This window comes from Bacteroides sp. ET225 (genome assembly GCF_024733745.1).
Classification (GTDB): Bacteria; Bacteroidota; Bacteroidia; order Bacteroidales; family Bacteroidaceae; genus Phocaeicola; species Phocaeicola excrementipullorum.
Genome location: NZ_JANRHN010000016.1, coordinates 42,817 through 59,808, shown reverse-complemented (window position 1 = coordinate 59,808; position 16,992 = coordinate 42,817). Strand labels below are relative to the sequence as shown.

At 51.2% G+C, this 16,992-nt stretch carries 14 protein-coding genes; 10 read left to right on the top strand and 4 right to left on the bottom strand.

Going from position 1 to position 16,992, the window contains the following annotated elements:
• Positions 1–6: 6 nt before the first annotated feature.
• The 3 genes from NW212_RS08555 to tilS all read right to left on the bottom strand — a co-directional run bounded on the left by NW212_RS08555 (position 7) and on the right by tilS (position 6,198).
• A complete protein-coding gene (locus tag NW212_RS08555; protein ID WP_258338234.1) occupies positions 7–4,407 on the bottom strand; it encodes a DUF5113 domain-containing protein in 4,401 nt (1,466 codons plus the stop codon).
• Positions 4,408–4,620: 213 nt separating this feature from the next.
• The gene (locus NW212_RS08550) at positions 4,621–4,797 is read right to left on the bottom strand and encodes a histone H1 (RefSeq protein WP_258338233.1); all 177 of its coding nucleotides are present in this window, start codon (positions 4,795–4,797) and stop codon (positions 4,621–4,623) included.
• A 117-nt stretch (positions 4,798–4,914) separates the two neighbouring features.
• Positions 4,915–6,198 carry a tRNA lysidine(34) synthetase TilS gene (gene tilS, locus NW212_RS08545; protein ID WP_258338232.1) on the bottom strand — a complete coding sequence of 428 codons (1,284 nt, stop codon included), beginning with the start codon at positions 6,196–6,198 and terminating at the stop codon, positions 4,915–4,917.
• A 146-nt stretch (positions 6,199–6,344) separates the two neighbouring features.
• Here tilS and feoB point away from each other — a divergent pair, with 146 nt between their 5' ends.
• On the top strand, positions 6,345–8,819 hold the full coding sequence (gene feoB, locus NW212_RS08540) for a ferrous iron transport protein B (protein ID WP_258338231.1): 2,475 nt from the start codon (positions 6,345–6,347) through the stop codon (positions 8,817–8,819).
• A gap of 12 nt (positions 8,820–8,831) precedes the next feature.
• Complete coding sequence (locus NW212_RS08535; protein ID WP_258338230.1) at positions 8,832–9,035, top strand: FeoB-associated Cys-rich membrane protein; 204 nt, start codon at positions 8,832–8,834, stop codon at positions 9,033–9,035.
• 101 nt (positions 9,036–9,136) lie between these two features.
• On the opposite strand, the gene NW212_RS08530 is transcribed toward NW212_RS08535, so the two are convergent.
• On the bottom strand, positions 9,137–9,853 hold the full coding sequence (locus NW212_RS08530) for a DNA alkylation repair protein (RefSeq protein WP_258338229.1): 717 nt from the start codon (positions 9,851–9,853) through the stop codon (positions 9,137–9,139).
• A 114-nt stretch (positions 9,854–9,967) separates the two neighbouring features.
• Here NW212_RS08530 and NW212_RS08525 point away from each other — a divergent pair, with 114 nt between their 5' ends.
• The 8 genes from NW212_RS08525 (at position 9,968) to trpA (ending at position 16,918) form a co-directional block, all read left to right on the top strand.
• The gene (locus tag NW212_RS08525) at positions 9,968–10,381 is read left to right on the top strand and encodes a hypothetical protein (protein WP_258338228.1); all 414 of its coding nucleotides are present in this window, start codon (positions 9,968–9,970) and stop codon (positions 10,379–10,381) included.
• Positions 10,382–10,479: 98 nt separating this feature from the next.
• Positions 10,480–11,661, top strand: a complete 1,182-nt coding sequence (gene trpB / locus NW212_RS08520) for a tryptophan synthase subunit beta (RefSeq protein ID WP_258338227.1) — start codon at positions 10,480–10,482, stop codon at positions 11,659–11,661.
• 43 nt (positions 11,662–11,704) lie between these two features.
• On the top strand, positions 11,705–13,105 hold the full coding sequence (locus tag NW212_RS08515) for an anthranilate synthase component I family protein (RefSeq protein WP_258338226.1): 1,401 nt from the start codon (positions 11,705–11,707) through the stop codon (positions 13,103–13,105).
• 18 nt (positions 13,106–13,123) lie between these two features.
• Positions 13,124–13,687, top strand: coding sequence for an aminodeoxychorismate/anthranilate synthase component II (locus NW212_RS08510; RefSeq protein ID WP_258338225.1), 564 nt, complete (start codon positions 13,124–13,126; stop codon positions 13,685–13,687).
• Between the two features lie 12 nt (positions 13,688–13,699).
• Positions 13,700–14,695: an anthranilate phosphoribosyltransferase gene (gene trpD / locus NW212_RS08505; RefSeq protein WP_258338224.1), complete on the top strand. Its 996-nt coding sequence runs from the start codon at positions 13,700–13,702 to the stop codon at positions 14,693–14,695.
• Between the two features lie 23 nt (positions 14,696–14,718).
• On the top strand, positions 14,719–15,510 hold the full coding sequence (gene trpC, locus NW212_RS08500; RefSeq protein WP_258338223.1) for an indole-3-glycerol phosphate synthase TrpC: 792 nt from the start codon (positions 14,719–14,721) through the stop codon (positions 15,508–15,510).
• Positions 15,507–16,145, top strand: a complete 639-nt coding sequence (locus NW212_RS08495; protein WP_258338222.1) for a phosphoribosylanthranilate isomerase — start codon at positions 15,507–15,509, stop codon at positions 16,143–16,145. The genes trpC and NW212_RS08495 overlap by 4 nt, the downstream gene beginning before the upstream one ends.
• Entirely contained in the window at positions 16,142–16,918 is a 777-nt protein-coding gene (gene trpA, locus NW212_RS08490) for a tryptophan synthase subunit alpha (RefSeq protein WP_258338221.1), read from the top strand. The genes NW212_RS08495 and trpA overlap by 4 nt, the downstream gene beginning before the upstream one ends.
• Positions 16,919–16,992 lie beyond the last annotated feature (74 nt).

Sequence of the window (16,992 nt, the reverse complement as noted above, 5' to 3'; positions counted from 1 at the left end):
CTGTTTTCATTTGTTCTTCCTTCGGAATGGTACAGTGAACCATACTGCAAATCCACCGCCCTCTGCCCGACAAGCGTTTATACGGCAGCCTCTCTTTCCTGCAAACTCATCATGATCACGAACAATCTGCTTGCAAACAAGGTATTCTGTCCCGGTCAAAGTCATCCCATCGGCTCCGCCGCACATTCTCCGTTTGTCGGGATAAAAAAGACCGTTCAGTTCTTCCGGAGTCATCTCGCGCCGGCTGTCGATAAAGTCAGTCCGCACGAAATCGCCATCCTGACGGATTATCAGTTTCAGATGCCCCGGCATCCGCACGCGCACGGCTTCGTCTATCAGGTTTTGCAGGAGGAAGAGCAACAGCACGGGATCACCTGTAGCGCAAAGAGGTTGCGATTCAACCGTCAGCTCCACGGCAAAATCCTGCTTACGCATCAGCTTGCTGAAGTATTTCATTCCCTCGTCAGCCAACGCTTTCATGTCAACTTCCATACGCCGGAAAGTCACTTCTTCCAACTGGCGGGCGGCACACGATGCCAGCAGCGTAAAGATATCTTTATAATATTCCACCAGCTCCGCCATATCATCCAGCACCGCCTTCTTCTCCATTCCGTCCATTTCGCCCAAGCGGTTTACCATCTGCAAGATACGATTCGGATAATAAACCGTTTCGTGTTTGATTGTAGAAAGGCAATTATCAAGCACCATATTCTGAACGTGAAGCTGGTTTTCTTCAAAAAGAACCCGTCGGGCCTCATCTTGAGCCAGTTCGATGTCGCGGCACTTGCGGCTGACCTGCACTATGGTATTATACAAGATGACTGCCAGATAATTGCAGACCAGTTCAACCAGCAGCCTGTCTTCTTCACGGATATCGGAACGTTCGGCCTTCAAAGCCAGCACGCCGATACAGCGCGAGTCGCCTCCGGCCTCTATCCACAAAGGCAGGCAGCTCCAACCGCCTTCTCTGACCCATGATGGCTTGCCCGTCTTGTAGCATTTCCGCAAATATTCCTCCCAGTCCTCACCGTCCGCCTTCTGGCGGCACGTAAATCTCAGACTGTGAGTTTCTTCATCCATTACAGCCAAGGCCAGATTCTCCAGCGGAAGCAATTCATTCATTTCAACAAACATCGCATCCAGCACATCAGAAGCGACATTATTTCCTTCGGCATTCAGCGAAGCGGAAAACACTGCCTTGTTTACGGCAAAAACCTGCTCCATATTGTAACGGTAGCGGAAACGGCGGCGGAAATACAGCACATAATAGGCGATGAAGCACCCCAGAACGATGATGACGAATATCGACAAGGCTATCAGTTTGTTTCCTGCCGACTGACGCATCTGAAGACAGTATTCCTCTAATGACGAATCACGGCTCAAACGCTTGTAAAGCGAAACGTAAGCCGCATTGTTATAACGGTAACGACGAAAATCCTTCAATGCCAAAGAAGCGACCGCCGCTTCATTCCGCACATCAAGCAATATATAATAATCCGTATCAAAACGGTTGGCAAGCCACGTAAGTTCACCCGCTTCATCCGTATCGTACAAAGACAGCAAAGGCGATTTCCGTCCCGAATATTCCAGAAAGTGCGTGTTCATAAAGTACAGCACACTGTCGGCCAGCCGGATGGCAGTCTGGTAGTCCCCATTCACATTGCAGTCGTACACCCAGTTGGCGTAATCATTAGCTATCGCAAGCAGGCTGTCATAATGCGACACATGCAATGGATCCGCGGCGGCCGAAACAGTTCCCGACGTAGCCTTAGAACAAGCTCCCAGCCCTACAGCACAAACCATACCTGCAGCCAACAGCGCGCGGCTGATTCCCTTCGGCAAACGAAAGTAAAAACGGCTTCCCTTTCCCGGAGCACTTTCAATGCGGAACAGGCACACATCAAACACCTTATTCGTCTTGCGGTACTTCTCGATTATGCCCTTGCAGTTCATCAAGCCGAACCCATGGCCTTTCTGCTTGTGAAGCTGCGACACGTCCGACGCCGTATCCATGCCTATAACACTTGAATCATAAACCTTCTCATCGAGAATCCGATGGATGTCACTCTCAGAAAGTCCGGGGCCGTCATCGGTAACCGACACTTCCACATAGTTTTCGCCCTCGTCCGCTTTAAGTTCAACGTGTCCTCCCTCCTGCGTATATTTCCGGGCATTGTCCGCCAAGGTATTGATCATGAACAATGTCAAGGCCTTGTCTGCCTTTACAACGGCATCCGTATCCTTTACAACAAGCTGCAGATGTTTCATTTCAAACGAACGCCGTCCCTTGGCTGCCACGGCAAACAAATCCCGCAAGGCGAAATTCTCAATCTTCAGACTCAGCGTTCCCTGGCGCAGTTTAATCCACAAAGCCAGAATATCGTTGTATTCATTGATCTTATCAGCCAGTTCGCCTATATAGTCCAGCCTCATCCGGCTGACCTCATCATTCTGCCGAAATGCCTCTGTCCGAAGTTTCCGGATCTCGTTCACCATCCGGTCAATAAACGGAAGTATGCCCGTTACGATCGAAAGGCAAGCCTTCTTCACTTCATTTCTGCATTTGTTGTCAATCAGATGCTGTCTGTGGATATACTGCTCTTTCTCGAGCTGTTTCTTCTCATCGTCAAGCGAAACAAGATTCAATCCGTTTTCAATGGTCCACGCCACATAAGGCAGAAGCAGATTCAACAAAGCCATATCCTCTTTATGCAGTGCGGCAGAAAGAAAGAGCCGCAACGTACCTACCTGAACTGTCTTTCCCGGAGAAACCAAAGCGAACGAACGAACTGTCCTGTCATCGTCCGGGACAGCCTCTTCACCGTCCATATCTGCAAGACATATCTGCAAGTCAGACACTCCGAACATCGCATCCAGACCTTTCCGCAATGTTTCAGACACAGCCAAAGCCACCTCGTCCTGCGATACAGCATCGGCAGGAACAGAGCCTGTAATATGCTGGCAAAGCAAAAGCACCTGCTTCAGCCTTTCCACATAAGCAAGATTCTTCTTCCTCCAATAACGGTTAAGCACCACAAACAGGCAGGCAAACGCGAACAGCCCGCCGATAACCATAACCAGAAGCACATTCAACTGCCTTCCCTCACGCTCCAGCGCGACGTAACGGCTTTCAAGTTCCTTGTCCTGACGGGTATAGTCAAGAATATCCAGATAAATATTCCGGTTATAGTCAGACTCGGCCTTCATGCCCAAGGCCGAATAGCTCCGGCTCAACTGTTCACGCAATCGTGCGACCCATTCCGGAACAGTCTTGATTCCCTCCTCATTAATCCACTTCAGCTCGATCGAAGAAGCCGCATTGGGAATAAAGGTACGCAGGCGGTCGGTTGTATCCTCACAATGATAATACCTCTCATGATGGAGGTTCACATAATCCAATGCTGTCTGCAAATTGGGAAGCGCCTTTTCCGACTGTCCCGAATAATTGTAATAAGTGGCAATCGTGCGGTATGTCCCCGATATCTGATACCAGTCGCCATACTCCTTGAAAAGCTTCAGGGCATGACGGGCAAAACGCAAAGGCAAGCTATCGACGGAGAGTTCTTCCGGATTGACCATACGCAGCAGTCCCGCCCTTTCCCGGACCAACAACTGCCGGTTCCTCCTGAAGTTGAGCATCTCGGCCATAGCCTGCAACGCATTGGCTTCAAAGTAAATATAACCGCTATCAGAGCTTGCCTGCAAACATTCTACAAGATACGAGAACTCTCCAAGCACCGTTTCTTCACGTGTCGGTGCCTGATACATTCCTCCCGACCCTCGCATATACATATAATACAGCCATTGCCCTCGGTCGTTGCGCAACGAGCTGAGCGGAATGGAATCAATGGAAGCCAAAGCCTCGGCTTCCTGGTCCAGATAATAATAATAGACTCCTGAAACGATATAGAATTCGGACAGAGCATAATCGAAACGTTTCTGCAATCTCTCATCCTGAAGCCTGCCTTCCTCCCGAATGCGCCGGATGCGATTAAGCGCACTGTTTCTATAATCATAGAACTCTTTGTTCATCGAAGTACGCTGGCAGATTTTCATCATTCCCACATCTGCGACCAGACGCTCTATTTCATTTCTTCCTGCATCAGTCGCACGTTTGTAAAGCGAAGCGGCGCGTTCGAAATCCATCCGCATGAATGCGCAGAAAGCGCGGTTGTTCAAGGCCTCCGCCTTCTTTGCAGATCCTCCCTCTACGGCCAGCTTCCATGCCTGGTCCGCCAGACGGGAAGCTTCTTCAAGGTTTTTATAGCGCATTTCATATGAAAGACAATTCAGCGAATCGACCTTTTCGTCGTTCAGTCGGCTGGCAGAAGACTTGCATGAGGCCAGCACCAGCATCCAGAGCCATGCTACCCAACCGATACCGTCTTTCAAATCATATAAAACCATCGTCCAGATAAAAACATTTGTACAAATGTAGGAAGTTCCGGCCAAAAAGAAACGCTTTCCTCTTTAAAAAATAAAAAAAACGGCTTGAAAGAAATTCTTCCCAGCCGATGCAGACAGTCCGTTTCAGACACATATATAAAAAGAAGGAGTTGCTTCATGTTTTTACCAACAAGTCTGCAATTCCTTCTCTTGCACAAAAATGCACCACGAGTCTTATTTCTTTGATTCGTCCAAAGAAACCTTTCTGAATTCCTTCAAAGCCTTTTCCAACTCCAAAGATGCCTTGCGTGCACGAGTTCCTGCAGCTTTGTTTCCCTTTTCAATCTGCAGATCTGCATCTGTCATCATTGAATCATACAATTCTTTGATTTTTGCAACAATTTCATTCATAATCTTATTTTCGTTTTAAATTAAACATATTCAAATGTAAACACATTTGCTTCAAACTGAATATTTCCGCCAGCTTTTTTTGCATCTTTTAATACAATCATTTTCTTTTTGTACAAATCAACCAAGTTCCACCCACATTTTCAAAATTCTACGTGTTTCCGGAGTCACTCTGAACCGGTTGTCGGCACGTTCTCCCACCAGCCATACAATATCTTTTCCCGCACAAACAACCATCTGCCGTTCCTTGTCGAAAAGCGACTTCTTGCAATCCCGCAGATAGTTTCTCACGGACTTGAAGCCCTTCATGCCGAACGGAACGAACTTGTCGCCCGAACGCCACTTGCGCAGGAGCAATTCATCTCCGGCCTTGTCTGCATCCAGATAAGCCACCGCTCTGTCCTTCGGCACATCAAAAGGAGCCTCAGTCAATATAATCTCATGCCGCAGCACAAACATGCGTTCATCTTCCTGGCGCACCCTCCACCGAAGATTCCCATGATCTGTCACCAACACATACCCGGAAGTTTCAAACATTCTGCCCGACTCACCCAGCCGGAGGCAACAAAAAATATCATCCAGCTGCGAAGCGTTTACCCCCAGCGGATACAGCACTTCATGCAAGACGGATCTGGGGGCAGGCTCACGCAGCAAAACAGCTCCGTCAAGCATGTTTTCTCCTGCCAGCACACGCTCTGCGGCTTCGGTCACAGCCCGATGATACACTTCAGCCACTTCCTCCAGCCGAGAAGCCGTTCGGGATATGCTTTCGACAACCGACGGATTGACAGACTCAAGCAGCGGAATCACCTCCAGCCGGAGCTTGTTGCGCGTAAACTCGCTCTGAAGATTCGTACTGTCAGTCACGTAATCCTGACCGAGATATTTCAGATAATCCAATATATCTTCCCTGTCCACGCAAAGCAGAGGACGGACCACCTTTCCGTTCACCGCACGAATCCCCAGCAAGCCGTCTATTCCCGTGCCTCTGACCAGATTCATCAAAAAAGTTTCCACGCTGTCATTCCGGTGATGAGCCACCGCAACCACTTTCGCATCCACAGCTTCCGACACACGGGCAAACCACGCATAGCGCAAGTCACGTGCGGCCATTTCAACGGATATCCCCTTATCAGAGGCATAGCCCGCCGTATCGAAATCTGTCTTGTGGAGCTTTACTCCCAAATCTTCAGCCAGCGAAACGACAAACTTCTCATCGCGCACAGATTCTTCCCCGCGAAGATGGAAATTGCAATGCGCAGCCTCGCAATGATAGCCCAGACGAAGCAGGACACGAAGCAGCGCTACCGAGTCTGCCCCGCCGCTCAACGCCACAAGCACCTTGTCGCTTTTACCGAACAAGCGCTTTTCTTGTATGAATGCACTTACTTTTTGTTCAAACATAATGCAAACATATAAATTTCCCTCCACAATTGCCGTCCGGGAAAAACGATTCTTGCAACCGGACCGCTTTTATTTAAAAACAATCTAAATAATTTGCATGAACCGATACAATAATCTATTTTTGCACCAAACTAAAAAAATAAAACATGAGATTGTCTGAATTAGAAACCGGCCAGAAAGGAATGATTGTCAAAGTGCTCGGTCACGGAGGCTTTCGCCGGCGCATCATTGAAATGGGATTCATCAAGGGAAAAACGGTAGAAGTCATACTCAACGCCCCGCTGAAAGATCCCGTAAAATACAAAATCATGGGCTACGAAGTGTCGCTCCGGCGTCAGGAAGCCGCCATGATTGAAGTCGTAAGCGAAGAAGAAGCGCGCACGCAAAACAACGAAGACACATTTCTGAAGCCGATCACCCAGAACACACCGGTGCCGGAAGAAACGATGAGGCGTCTTGCCCGGGGCAAACGGCGCACCATCAACGTGGCACTGGTGGGAAACCCGAACTGCGGAAAGACTTCACTGTTCAACGTTGCCTCGGGAGGACACGAACACGTAGGGAACTACAGCGGGGTAACCGTCGATGCCAAAGAAGGGCACTTCGATTTCCAAGGCTACCACTTCCGCCTGGTAGACCTGCCGGGCACCTATTCGCTTTCGGCCTACAGTCCTGAGGAACTTTACGTCAGGAAGCATATAATAGAAGAAACCCCCGATGTCATCATCAATGTCGTAGACGCGGGAAATCTGGAACGGAACTTGTATCTTACCACACAGCTCATCGACATGAACGTGCGGATGGTTATCGCGCTGAACATGTATGACGCGCTGGAACACAGCGGGAACAAGCTCAACATACACGGGCTGAGCGAACTGCTCGGCGTGCCTATCGTGCCCACCGTCAGCCGTACAGGCAGAGGCGTTGACAACCTTTTCCACGTCATCATCGGGCTTTATGAAGGAGCCGACTTCATGGGGCAGAAGAAGGAAATAAAGAACGAAGTGCTGCGCGAGTTCCGCGAATGGCACGACCAGTGCGTGCAGGGACACAAGTATGAAGGCCCGAAAGAGGAAGACCCTTTCGCCCACCAGAGCTTCATCCGCCACATCCACATCAACCACGGGCCGGAAATCGAAGCGAGCATCGACGCCGTGAAAAAGGAAATATGCAAGAACGACAATATCCGCCATGAGTATTCCACCCGGTTCCTTGCCATCAAGCTCCTGGAAAACGACAAGGACATCGAGAGCAGGGTTGTAGCCCCGCTGCCAAACGGCAAGGATATCCTGGCTGTGCGCGACAAGGAAGCGGAGCGGCTGAAGCGGGCTGTGAACGAAGACAGCGAGCAGGCAATCACCGATGCCAAGTATGCATTCATCTCGGGCGCGCTGAAAGAAACCTATACCGAGACCAACACAAACACCGAAGCGTTCACCCGTGTGGTCGACAGCATTGTCACTCACCGCATCTGGGGATTCCCCATATTCTTCATCTTTCTGTACATCATGTTCGAAGCCACCTTCGTGCTCGGAGCCTATCCGCAGGCATGGATCGAATGGCTGGTGGAACTGATCGGGACAGGAGTAGAGCACTTCATGTCGCCCGGACCGCTGAAAGATCTGGTAATCGACGGCATCATCGGCGGTGTGGGAGGCGTCATCGTGTTCCTTCCGAACATCCTGCTGCTCTACCTCTTCATCTCGTTCATGGAAGATTCGGGCTACATGGCGCGCGCGGCCTTCATCATGGATAAAATCATGCACAAGATGGGACTTCACGGAAAGTCGTTCATTCCGCTCATCATGGGCTTCGGATGCAACGTTCCTGCAATCATGGCCTCGCGCATCATAGAGAGCCGCAAGGCACGGCTGGTCACAATGCTCATCAACCCGCTGATGTCGTGCAGCGCCCGTCTGCCCATCTACCTGGTCCTGATCGGCGCGTTCTTCCCCTCCAAAGCCAGTCTGGTGCTTCTTTCCATCTATGCCATCGGCATCCTGCTGGCCGTACTCATGGCGCGCGTCTTCACCAGATTCATCGTGAAAGGCGACGACAGTCCGTTTGTGATGGAACTTCCGCCCTACCGGATGCCGACCGCCAAAGTTGTGGCACGCCACACCTGGGACAAAGGCAAGCAATACCTCAAGAAAATGGGAGGCATCATCATGATCGCTTCCATCATCATCTGGTTCCTGGGATACTATCCGAACCATGAGGCATACGCCACAACCGCCGAACAGCAGGAAAACTCGTATATCGGACGTTTGGGAAAAGCTATCGAACCGGCCATCGAGCCGCTCGGCTTCGACTGGAAGATGGGAATCGGAATCCTTTCGGGAGTCGGCGCGAAGGAGCTGGTCGTAAGCACACTGAGCGTGCTTTACACCAATGAAGACGATGTAGAGAACATCAACCTGTCCGAACGCATCCCCATCACACCGCTGGCCGCCTACGGCTACATGCTGTTCGTGCTGATTTACTTCCCCTGCATCGCCACAATAGCGGCCATCAGGCAGGAATCGGGAAGCTGGAAATGGGCAGCCTTCGCCGCCCTCTATACCACGGCTCTTGCCTGGATCGTTTCATTCGCTGTCTATCAGATAGGCAGCCTGTTCTAAACCGAAAAGCTTATGGACTTACAAGACATACTGGTATATATAATAGTTGCCGGATGCGTGATATTCGCGTTCCGGCACTACATCAAGATTCTGTTCAGAAAAAAGAGCAAGGATCCGGGTTGCGGATACGGATGCGCAGGCTGCCCGCACGCATCCCGGGGATGCAGTGACGACAGACTCAAAAAGACAGGCGCACAGAAGAAAGCGCGCCAATGAACAAGCGGCAGGCACTGAAACACGAAGCCGCAGAAAAGGATGCCGGATTCAAGGCATACAGCACTTTTCCGGCTTCGTGTCTTTGTGCCTGAAAATCCGTTTCAGCCCACCCTCTTCATTTTTCTTATCAGATCTTTCGTATCCGCCGGAACGCGGTTCGACTCGATAATCTTCCGCAATGTCTTATTATAAGTGTCGCTGTCCAGCGAAGAATGTTTCAGATATTCCATCGTCCGTTCCGGAAACTTGACGAAACATACCGAAAGCGCCCATGCCACTCCCATCTTCACGTAGTATCCTTCTTGCCGGATCTGCTCGAAGCAGGCAAACATTTCATCCAGATGATCCCCGTCGACATAATATTCCATCATGCGCACGACACCGAAACGCACCTCAAACTCCCGCGACGATTTCAGCCACTCTTTCAGATATTCCCATATGCGCTCCTGGTGTTTCCTGAAATAAGCCTTTCCTCCGGCAAACTGAAAGACATCGCATTCCGACCAGCTTTCGATTACCCACACAAACTTTGTCACCCGATGAAGATATGCCTCGATGTCGTCATCGGGCTTGATGTAACCGAGCACCAGCCCCTGAAGCATCCTTTCCTCCAGATAATCATTGTCGGCTCTCTCCAGAAACAGTTCCCAGTCGTTTTTGGCAATCTGCCTGGCCAGGTTTCTCAGATCGGGCACACGGATACCTAATATATGCTCAACGCCCGGATGCAGGCTTTCCGTGAATTTGCGGTTTCCTTCCGCCGCCAGCCGCAGCAGATGCTCCCGCACCGTAAGGTCATTTATTTTCAAATCGTCCATTTTACGCCATCAATAAAAAACGGGGGTGAAGTTATTGTTTTTTATGCAAACGGCAATTGTCCGCAGACTAAAATTTGCAAACGATTGAACCATGCGGGACATCACGCACGGCACATGAAGGAAACAGACCGGCGAATGCCCGGCAGATTCTTCACCTCCAGCCTGGAGATTTATATCTTTAGGCTGGAGATACAGATTTTGTTCCGCAAGGCCACCTTTCCGTCACATTCGCCGGCAGTGCCGCAGAGCCTCCGGCCGACGGAGGCACACAGTCCTCTCCCTGCAACAGAAAAACAAGAGATGCAAGATTTCCGGCAAAAAAAAAACAGAGAAAAAGTTTTGGCTATTCAAATTTATCCGTATATTTGCAAGCGTATAGAAACAAACCGGAACAATCCGGCAATAAAACAACAGATAATACAACGCTATGTTACATACAATGGTAAATACATTCTTCTGGTGGCGCCTCTTGCAACTTCCAAAGTCGTAAGGGAAACCAGTCGCGTGTATATGTTACCATCCAAATAGAGCAAACCATATAGCAAAAGGGCTGTCGTACTTTACGGCAGCCCTTTTTGTTTTATCCCCAGACAAATCAGTTAATCACACTAAAATACAAAAACATCATGAAGACTTATCAAGTGAATCAAGAAGGCTACTACGGAGAGTTCGGCGGAGCATTCATCCCCGAAATACTCCACCGCTGCGTGGAAGAGCTGAGAAACTCGTACCTGCGCATCATGGAAAGCGACGGCTTCAAACAGGAGTTCGACACGCTGCTCCGCGACTACGTGGGGCGTCCTTCCCCGCTCTACCTCGCCAAAAGGCTGTCTGAAAAATACGGCTGCCGGATCTACCTGAAACGCGAGGACCTGAACCACACGGGAGCGCACAAAATCAACAACGCCATCGGACAGGCACTCATCGCGCAGCGCATGGGAAAGAATCGGATCATCGCCGAAACGGGAGCCGGACAGCACGGAGTGGCAACGGCGACGGTATGCGCCCTGCTGGGCATGGAATGTGTGGTATACATGGGAAAGACCGATGTGGAACGCCAGTATGTAAACGTGCAGCGGATGAAGATGCTGGGAGCGAAAGTGGTGCCGGTGACTTGCGGAAACATGACACTCAAGGATGCCACCAACGAAGCCATACGCGACTGGTGCTGTCATCCGGCCGACACATACTATATCATCGGCTCTACCGTGGGGCCTCATCCTTACCCCGATATGGTGGCCCGGCTGCAGTCGGTCATAAGCAAGGAGATCAGAAGGCAGCTTGCCGAGCATGAAGGGCGCGACTATCCCGACTACCTGATTGCCTGTATCGGAGGGGGAAGCAACGCAGCGGGAACCGTCTATCACTACATCGATGACGAAAGGGTGAAAATAGTGCTTGCCGAAGCAGGCGGGAAAGGAATCGGAACGGGACTGTCTGCCGCAACCATCCAGGCCGGACTGCCGGGAATCATCCACGGCTCGCGCACGCTGGTAATGCAGGACGAAGACGGACAGATTCTGGAACCTTACTCCATTTCCGCAGGACTGGATTATCCGGGCGTGGGTCCGATGCACGCAAATCTGGCCAGACAGCACCGGGCTACAGTTCTTGCCGTCAACGATGACGAGGCCGTCCGCGCCGCATTCGAACTGACCCGCCTTGAAGGAATCATACCTGCACTCGAATCGGCACATGCCCTGGGCGCGCTCGAAAAGGTGAACTTCAAGCCCGAAGACATTGTGGTGCTCACGGTTTCCGGCCGGGGCGACAAGGACATAGACACTTATCTGAAGTTCATGCAATGAAAAGACATAAGCTTCAAACATCACTTATCACATACATAAAGACATGAAAACATTTCACTACCATACAAAATACAAACTGATTCTCGGCGACCTGCATACGCCGGTAACCACTTATCTGAAACTGCGCGACCTGTTTCCGCAAAGTGCCCTGATGGAAAGCTCCGACTACCACGGATCTGAAAACAACCGGTCGTTCATCGGACTCGACCCGATAGCAAGCGTGTCTGTGGGCCACGGGAAAGCCGTAATGGTCTACCCCGACCGATCGAGGGAAGAACTGGATCTCACCGAATCGTTCAGACCCGAAAACGCCATCAGCAAGTTCCTCTCGCGCTTCAAGGTAGAAGGAGAATACGCACGATACTGCGGACTTTACGGATATACCACGTTCAACGCCATCCGCTATTTCGAGCACATCCCCATCAAAGACAGCAAAGACAGCAAGAACGATGCGCCGGACATGCTCTACATCCTCTATAAATACCTGATCGTATTCAACGACTTCACAAGCGAAATGACCCTGGTGGAGATGCAGAACGAAAACGAACCCGACCATATCGAGGAGGTGAAGAAAGCGATTGAAAACCGCAACTACACCACCTATCAGTTTCGCGCCACAGGTCCCGTCACCAGTACGCTGACCGACGAAGAGCACAAAGCAAACATACGCAGGGGCATCGGACACTGTCTGCGTGGAGATGTATTCCAAATCGTTCTTTCACGGCGGTTCGTCCAGCGCTACGAAGGGGACGACTTCCAACTCTACCGTGCATTGAGAAGCATCAACCCTTCGCCCTATCTGTTTTATTTCGACTTTGGGGGCTTCCGCATCTTCGGCTCTTCGCCCGAAACGCATTGCCGGATTGAAGGCCGCCACGCAACCATCGACCCCATCGCCGGCACCGTAAGAAGAAACGGAGATAAGGAAAAAGACAGGATACTGGCGGAACAGCTGCTGAAAGACCCGAAAGAAAACGCCGAACACGTGATGCTGGTAGACCTTGCGCGTAACGACCTGAGCCGCAACTGCCACGACGTACACCTGGATTTCTACAAGGAAGCCCAATATTACAGTCATGTCATCCACCTGGTAAGCCGGGTAAGCGGAGAACTGGACGAGGGGGCAGATCCCATCAAGACATTCGTCGACACGTTTCCGGCCGGCACGCTGAGCGGAGCGCCGAAAGTAAAAGCCATGCAGCTCATCAGCGAAATGGAGCCGCACAACCGCGGCGCATACGGCGGATGCATCGGATTTATCGGATTCGACGGATCGCTCAACCAGGCCATCACCATCCGCACTTTCGTAAGCCGCAACAACGAACTTTGGTTTCAGGCCGGAGGCGGAATCGTGGCCAAAAGCAATGAAGAAAACGAACTGCAGGAAGTTAACAACAAGCTGGCGGCACTGAGAAAGGCTATCTTTCTTGCCGAACAGCTGTAACAAAAAGCAAACTACATCATGAATATTGTAATCATAGACAATTACGACTCGTTTACATACAACTTGAGTCATCTGGTAAAAGAATTGGGAGCAACAGTCACCGTAGTGCGCAACGACCGGTTTGAGATGGACGAGCTCGGAAAATACGACAGGATTCTGCTCTCGCCGGGACCGGGGGTGCCGGAAGAAGCCGGAAAACTGCTTGACGTAATCCGCACATACGCCGGAAAAAAGCCGATCCTCGGAGTGTGTCTTGGCGAACAGGCTATCGGAGAAGTATTCGGAGGCAGGCTCACCAACCTAAAGAGCGTTTATCACGGCATACAAAGCCGCATCTCGATCGTAGCCGACGACCCTATTTTTGCGGGACTCCCCCGTGAGATAAGCGTGGGACGGTACCATTCGTGGGTAGTCGACACGGACGGCTTCCCGGAATGCCTCGAAGTGACTGCCGTCAGCAGCGAAGGGCACATCATGGCTCTCCGGCACAAAGAACTGGACGTGCGGGGCATCCAGTTTCATCCCGAATCAATCCTTACTCCCGACGGAAAACAAATGCTCCGCAATTGGATAAACCACTAAACAGATACAACTATGAAACAGATACTTAAACGACTATTCAATCACGAAACGCTTACGCAGGAAGAAGCGTGCAAACTGATGGCAGGTATCACAAAGGGAGAATGCAACGAGGCGCAGATAGCCGCATTCCTGACCGTATTCCAGATGAGAGGGGTAAAAGTGGACGAACTGATCGGATTCAGAGAGGCCTTGCTCGCTTCACGCATTCCGGTTGACCTGGCAGCCTACCGTCCGATCGACATCGTGGGTACGGGCGGCGACGGAAAGAACACATTCAATATCTCAACCTGTGCCTGCTTCATCGTGGCCGGAGCGGGCTATCACGTGGCCAAACACGGAAACTACGGAGCCACATCAGTGAGCGGGGCGAGCAATGTAATGGAACTGCACGGAGTAAAATTCACCAACCGGCAGGATATGCTGGAACGCTCGATCGAAAAATGCGGAATGGCATACCTCCACGCTCCCCTCTTCAATCCGGCCATGAAGACGGTAGCTCCCATCCGGAAGGCGATGCAAGTGCGCACGCTGTTCAACCTCCTCGGACCGCTTGTGAATCCCTGCCTGCCGGAATACCAGCTGCTGGGAGTGGCCGACCTTCCACAGATGCGCCTGTACACCAACACGCTCCAGCAGCTCGGCATCGGCTTCGCCGTAGTAAACAACCTGGACGGATACGACGAGATCTCGCTCACCGACGAGTTCAAGGTGATGACAAACCTTTATGAAACGATACACCGTCCTTCCGAACTTGGGTTCTCGCTCGTCAAGCAGGAAGAACTTCACGGAGGAAACACGCCGCAGGAAGCAGCCCGCATCTTCGACAATGTGCTGCAGGGAGAAGCCACAAAAGCGCAGACAGACTGTGTGCTGATCAATGCCTCGTTCGCCATTCAGGTCATGGAGCCTGCAAAATCGATCGAAGAGTGTGTGGCAATAGCACGCGAATCGCTCAACAGCGGCAGGGCACAGCAGACCTTCAAAAAATTCATCGAACTAAACAACTGAACATCTCATCAGAATAAAACAACATGAAAAAAGACATTCTACATGATATCATAGCACAGAAACAGATTGAACTGACCCAGCAGAAAGCGTCTGTACCCGAATCGGCGCTGGAAGAGATGCTTGACGGAAGGCCGGCGGACGGCCGCAGCATGAAAAAGGCGCTGGCCGAATCACGCGTGGGAATCATCGCCGAATTCAAGCGCAAATCGCCTTCAAAAGGCTGGATAAACCGGGATGCGAACCCGCTTGAAGTGGCCGAAGGATATGTCCGGAGCAAAGCCTCAGCACTTTCGGTACTGACAGACGAACCGTTTTTCGGCGGAACGCTGAAGGATCTGGCAAACATACGCAAGGCGGTGGAAGTGCCTGTTCTTCGGAAAGACTTCATCATCAGCCGCTACCAGCTTCTTCAGGCCAAACTGACAGGAGCCGACGCTGTTCTGCTTATCGCCGCCGCCCTGTCGCCCAAAGACTGCTTCCTGCTGGCACAGGAAGCCCACAACCTCAACCTTGAGGTCCTGCTCGAACTGCACAGTGAAGAAGAGCTGGGGCATTATAACGAGTACGTGGACATGGTGGGAATAAACAACCGGAACCTGGGGACCTTTCATACTGACGTAGAAAACTCGTTCCGCATGGCCGGGAAGCTCCCCAAAGATGCCGTCCGTGTTTCAGAAAGCGGAATATCTTCGCCCGAAACGATACACAGACTCAGAGAAGCCGGCTACCAGGGCTTCCTCATCGGAGAAACATTCATGAAAACGCCCGATCCGGGAAAAGCTTTGTCTGACTTCATCAAACGCCTGGACCTATGATCGTAAAAGTATGCGGCATGACCGACGGAGAAAATATCCGCCAGGCCGAAAAGACTGACATGCAATGGATGGGATTCATCTTTTATCCTCCCTCTCCGCGCTGCGTCCACCGCAAGCCCGACTATCTGCCCGAAACGGTCGGGCGTGTAGGGGTATTCGTTGACGCAGCGACAGAAGCGATCTTGCAGATTGCAGACGAGTGGAACCTGGAACTGGTACAACTGCACGGGAAAGAAACGCCGGAACAATGCAGCACACTGCGGAAAAGCGGACTGAAAACAATCAAGGCTTTTTCCGTGGGGAGCAGGGAAGCATTGCATTCCGTCGCTCCCTACGAGAACTCCTGCGACTTTTTCCTGTTCGACACACCCTGCACGGAACACGGAGGCTCGGGACGCTCCTTCAACTGGAGCCTGCTGAAAGACTATACAGGAAGCACCCCCTTCCTCCTGAGCGGCGGACTGAATCCGGACAGCATCGGAGCATTGTCCCGGTTCACCCACCCGCAATGGGCAGGAATAGACCTGAACAGCGGGTTCGAACTGGCGCCGGGCATCAAGGATACAGAAGCCCTCGGCAAGTTTATCAGAGAATTCAAAAAAATGTATTCACAACAAAAACAACAAGCATTATGAACCGTATCAACAAATTATTCAGCGAAAAAAAACACAATATCCTGTCGGTATATTTCTGCGCAGGAGATCCGACACCGGAAAGCGTACCTCAAATCATACGCACGCTTGAAAAGAAAGGAATAGACATGATAGAAATCGGAATCCCGTTCAGCGACCCGATGGCAGACGGTCCCGTGATCCAGAACGCAGCCATGCATGCGCTGCGCAACGGGATGACGCTGCGCAAACTGTTCGGACAGCTGGCCGGTATCCGGCAAGACGTAACCATCCCTCTCATACTGATGGGCTACCTCAACCCTATCCTGCAATACGGATTTGAAAACTTCTGCGCCTCCTGCCGCGAATACGGAATCGACGGGGTCATTATCCCTGACCTTCCGTTCAAGGAGTATCAGGAAGAATTCCGAGCCACGGCAGAAAAATACGACATCAGAATCATCATGCTCATCACGCCCGAAACAAGCGAAGAAAGAATCAGGCAGATTGACGAACATACCGACGGATTCATCTACATGGTTTCCTCTGCCGCCATCACCGGAGCACAAAAGAACTTCAACGAACAGAAGCAGGCTTACTTCAAACGGATCGACGGAATGAATCTGCGAAATCCGCGGATGATCGGTTTCGGAATCTCAAACCGGCAGACATTCGAAGCAGCCTCATCATACGCCGCAGGATGCATCATCGGAAGCAAGTTCATCACACTTCTGGAAGAAGAAAAAGGCGATGCAGCTAAAGCGGCCGACCGTCTGCTGGATGCGCTCAGACAATAAAAAACCGGGCAGGACGCGTACATTTTGCTATTTTTCCATCCCGTTTCTTCTCCATCACACCGAAAAATACTATC

Excerpts from the sequence above, each read along its gene's own strand:
- NW212_RS08535 (WP_258338230.1), top strand. The coding sequence starts at position 8,832 with ATGGACTTACAAGACATACTGGTATATATAATAGTTGCCGGATGCGTG.
- NW212_RS08525 (WP_258338228.1), top strand. The coding sequence starts at position 9,968 with ATGAAGGAAACAGACCGGCGAATGCCCGGCAGATTCTTCACCTCCAGC.
- feoB (WP_258338231.1), top strand. The coding sequence starts at position 6,345 with ATGAGATTGTCTGAATTAGAAACCGGCCAGAAAGGAATGATTGTCAAA.
- NW212_RS08530 (WP_258338229.1), bottom strand. The coding sequence starts at position 9,853 with ATGGACGATTTGAAAATAAATGACCTTACGGTGCGGGAGCATCTGCTG.
- NW212_RS08510 (WP_258338225.1), top strand. The coding sequence starts at position 13,124 with ATGAATATTGTAATCATAGACAATTACGACTCGTTTACATACAACTTG.
- NW212_RS08550 (WP_258338233.1), bottom strand. The coding sequence starts at position 4,797 with ATGAATGAAATTGTTGCAAAAATCAAAGAATTGTATGATTCAATGATG.
- NW212_RS08495 (WP_258338222.1), top strand. The coding sequence starts at position 15,507 with ATGATCGTAAAAGTATGCGGCATGACCGACGGAGAAAATATCCGCCAG.
- trpC (WP_258338223.1), top strand. The coding sequence starts at position 14,719 with ATGAAAAAAGACATTCTACATGATATCATAGCACAGAAACAGATTGAA.
- NW212_RS08555 (WP_258338234.1), bottom strand. The coding sequence starts at position 4,407 with ATGGTTTTATATGATTTGAAAGACGGTATCGGTTGGGTAGCATGGCTC.
- trpA (WP_258338221.1), top strand. The coding sequence starts at position 16,142 with ATGAACCGTATCAACAAATTATTCAGCGAAAAAAAACACAATATCCTG.
- trpD (WP_258338224.1), top strand. The coding sequence starts at position 13,700 with ATGAAACAGATACTTAAACGACTATTCAATCACGAAACGCTTACGCAG.
- trpB (WP_258338227.1), top strand. The coding sequence starts at position 10,480 with ATGAAGACTTATCAAGTGAATCAAGAAGGCTACTACGGAGAGTTCGGC.
- tilS (WP_258338232.1), bottom strand. The coding sequence starts at position 6,198 with ATGTTTGAACAAAAAGTAAGTGCATTCATACAAGAAAAGCGCTTGTTC.
- NW212_RS08515 (WP_258338226.1), top strand. The coding sequence starts at position 11,705 with ATGAAAACATTTCACTACCATACAAAATACAAACTGATTCTCGGCGAC.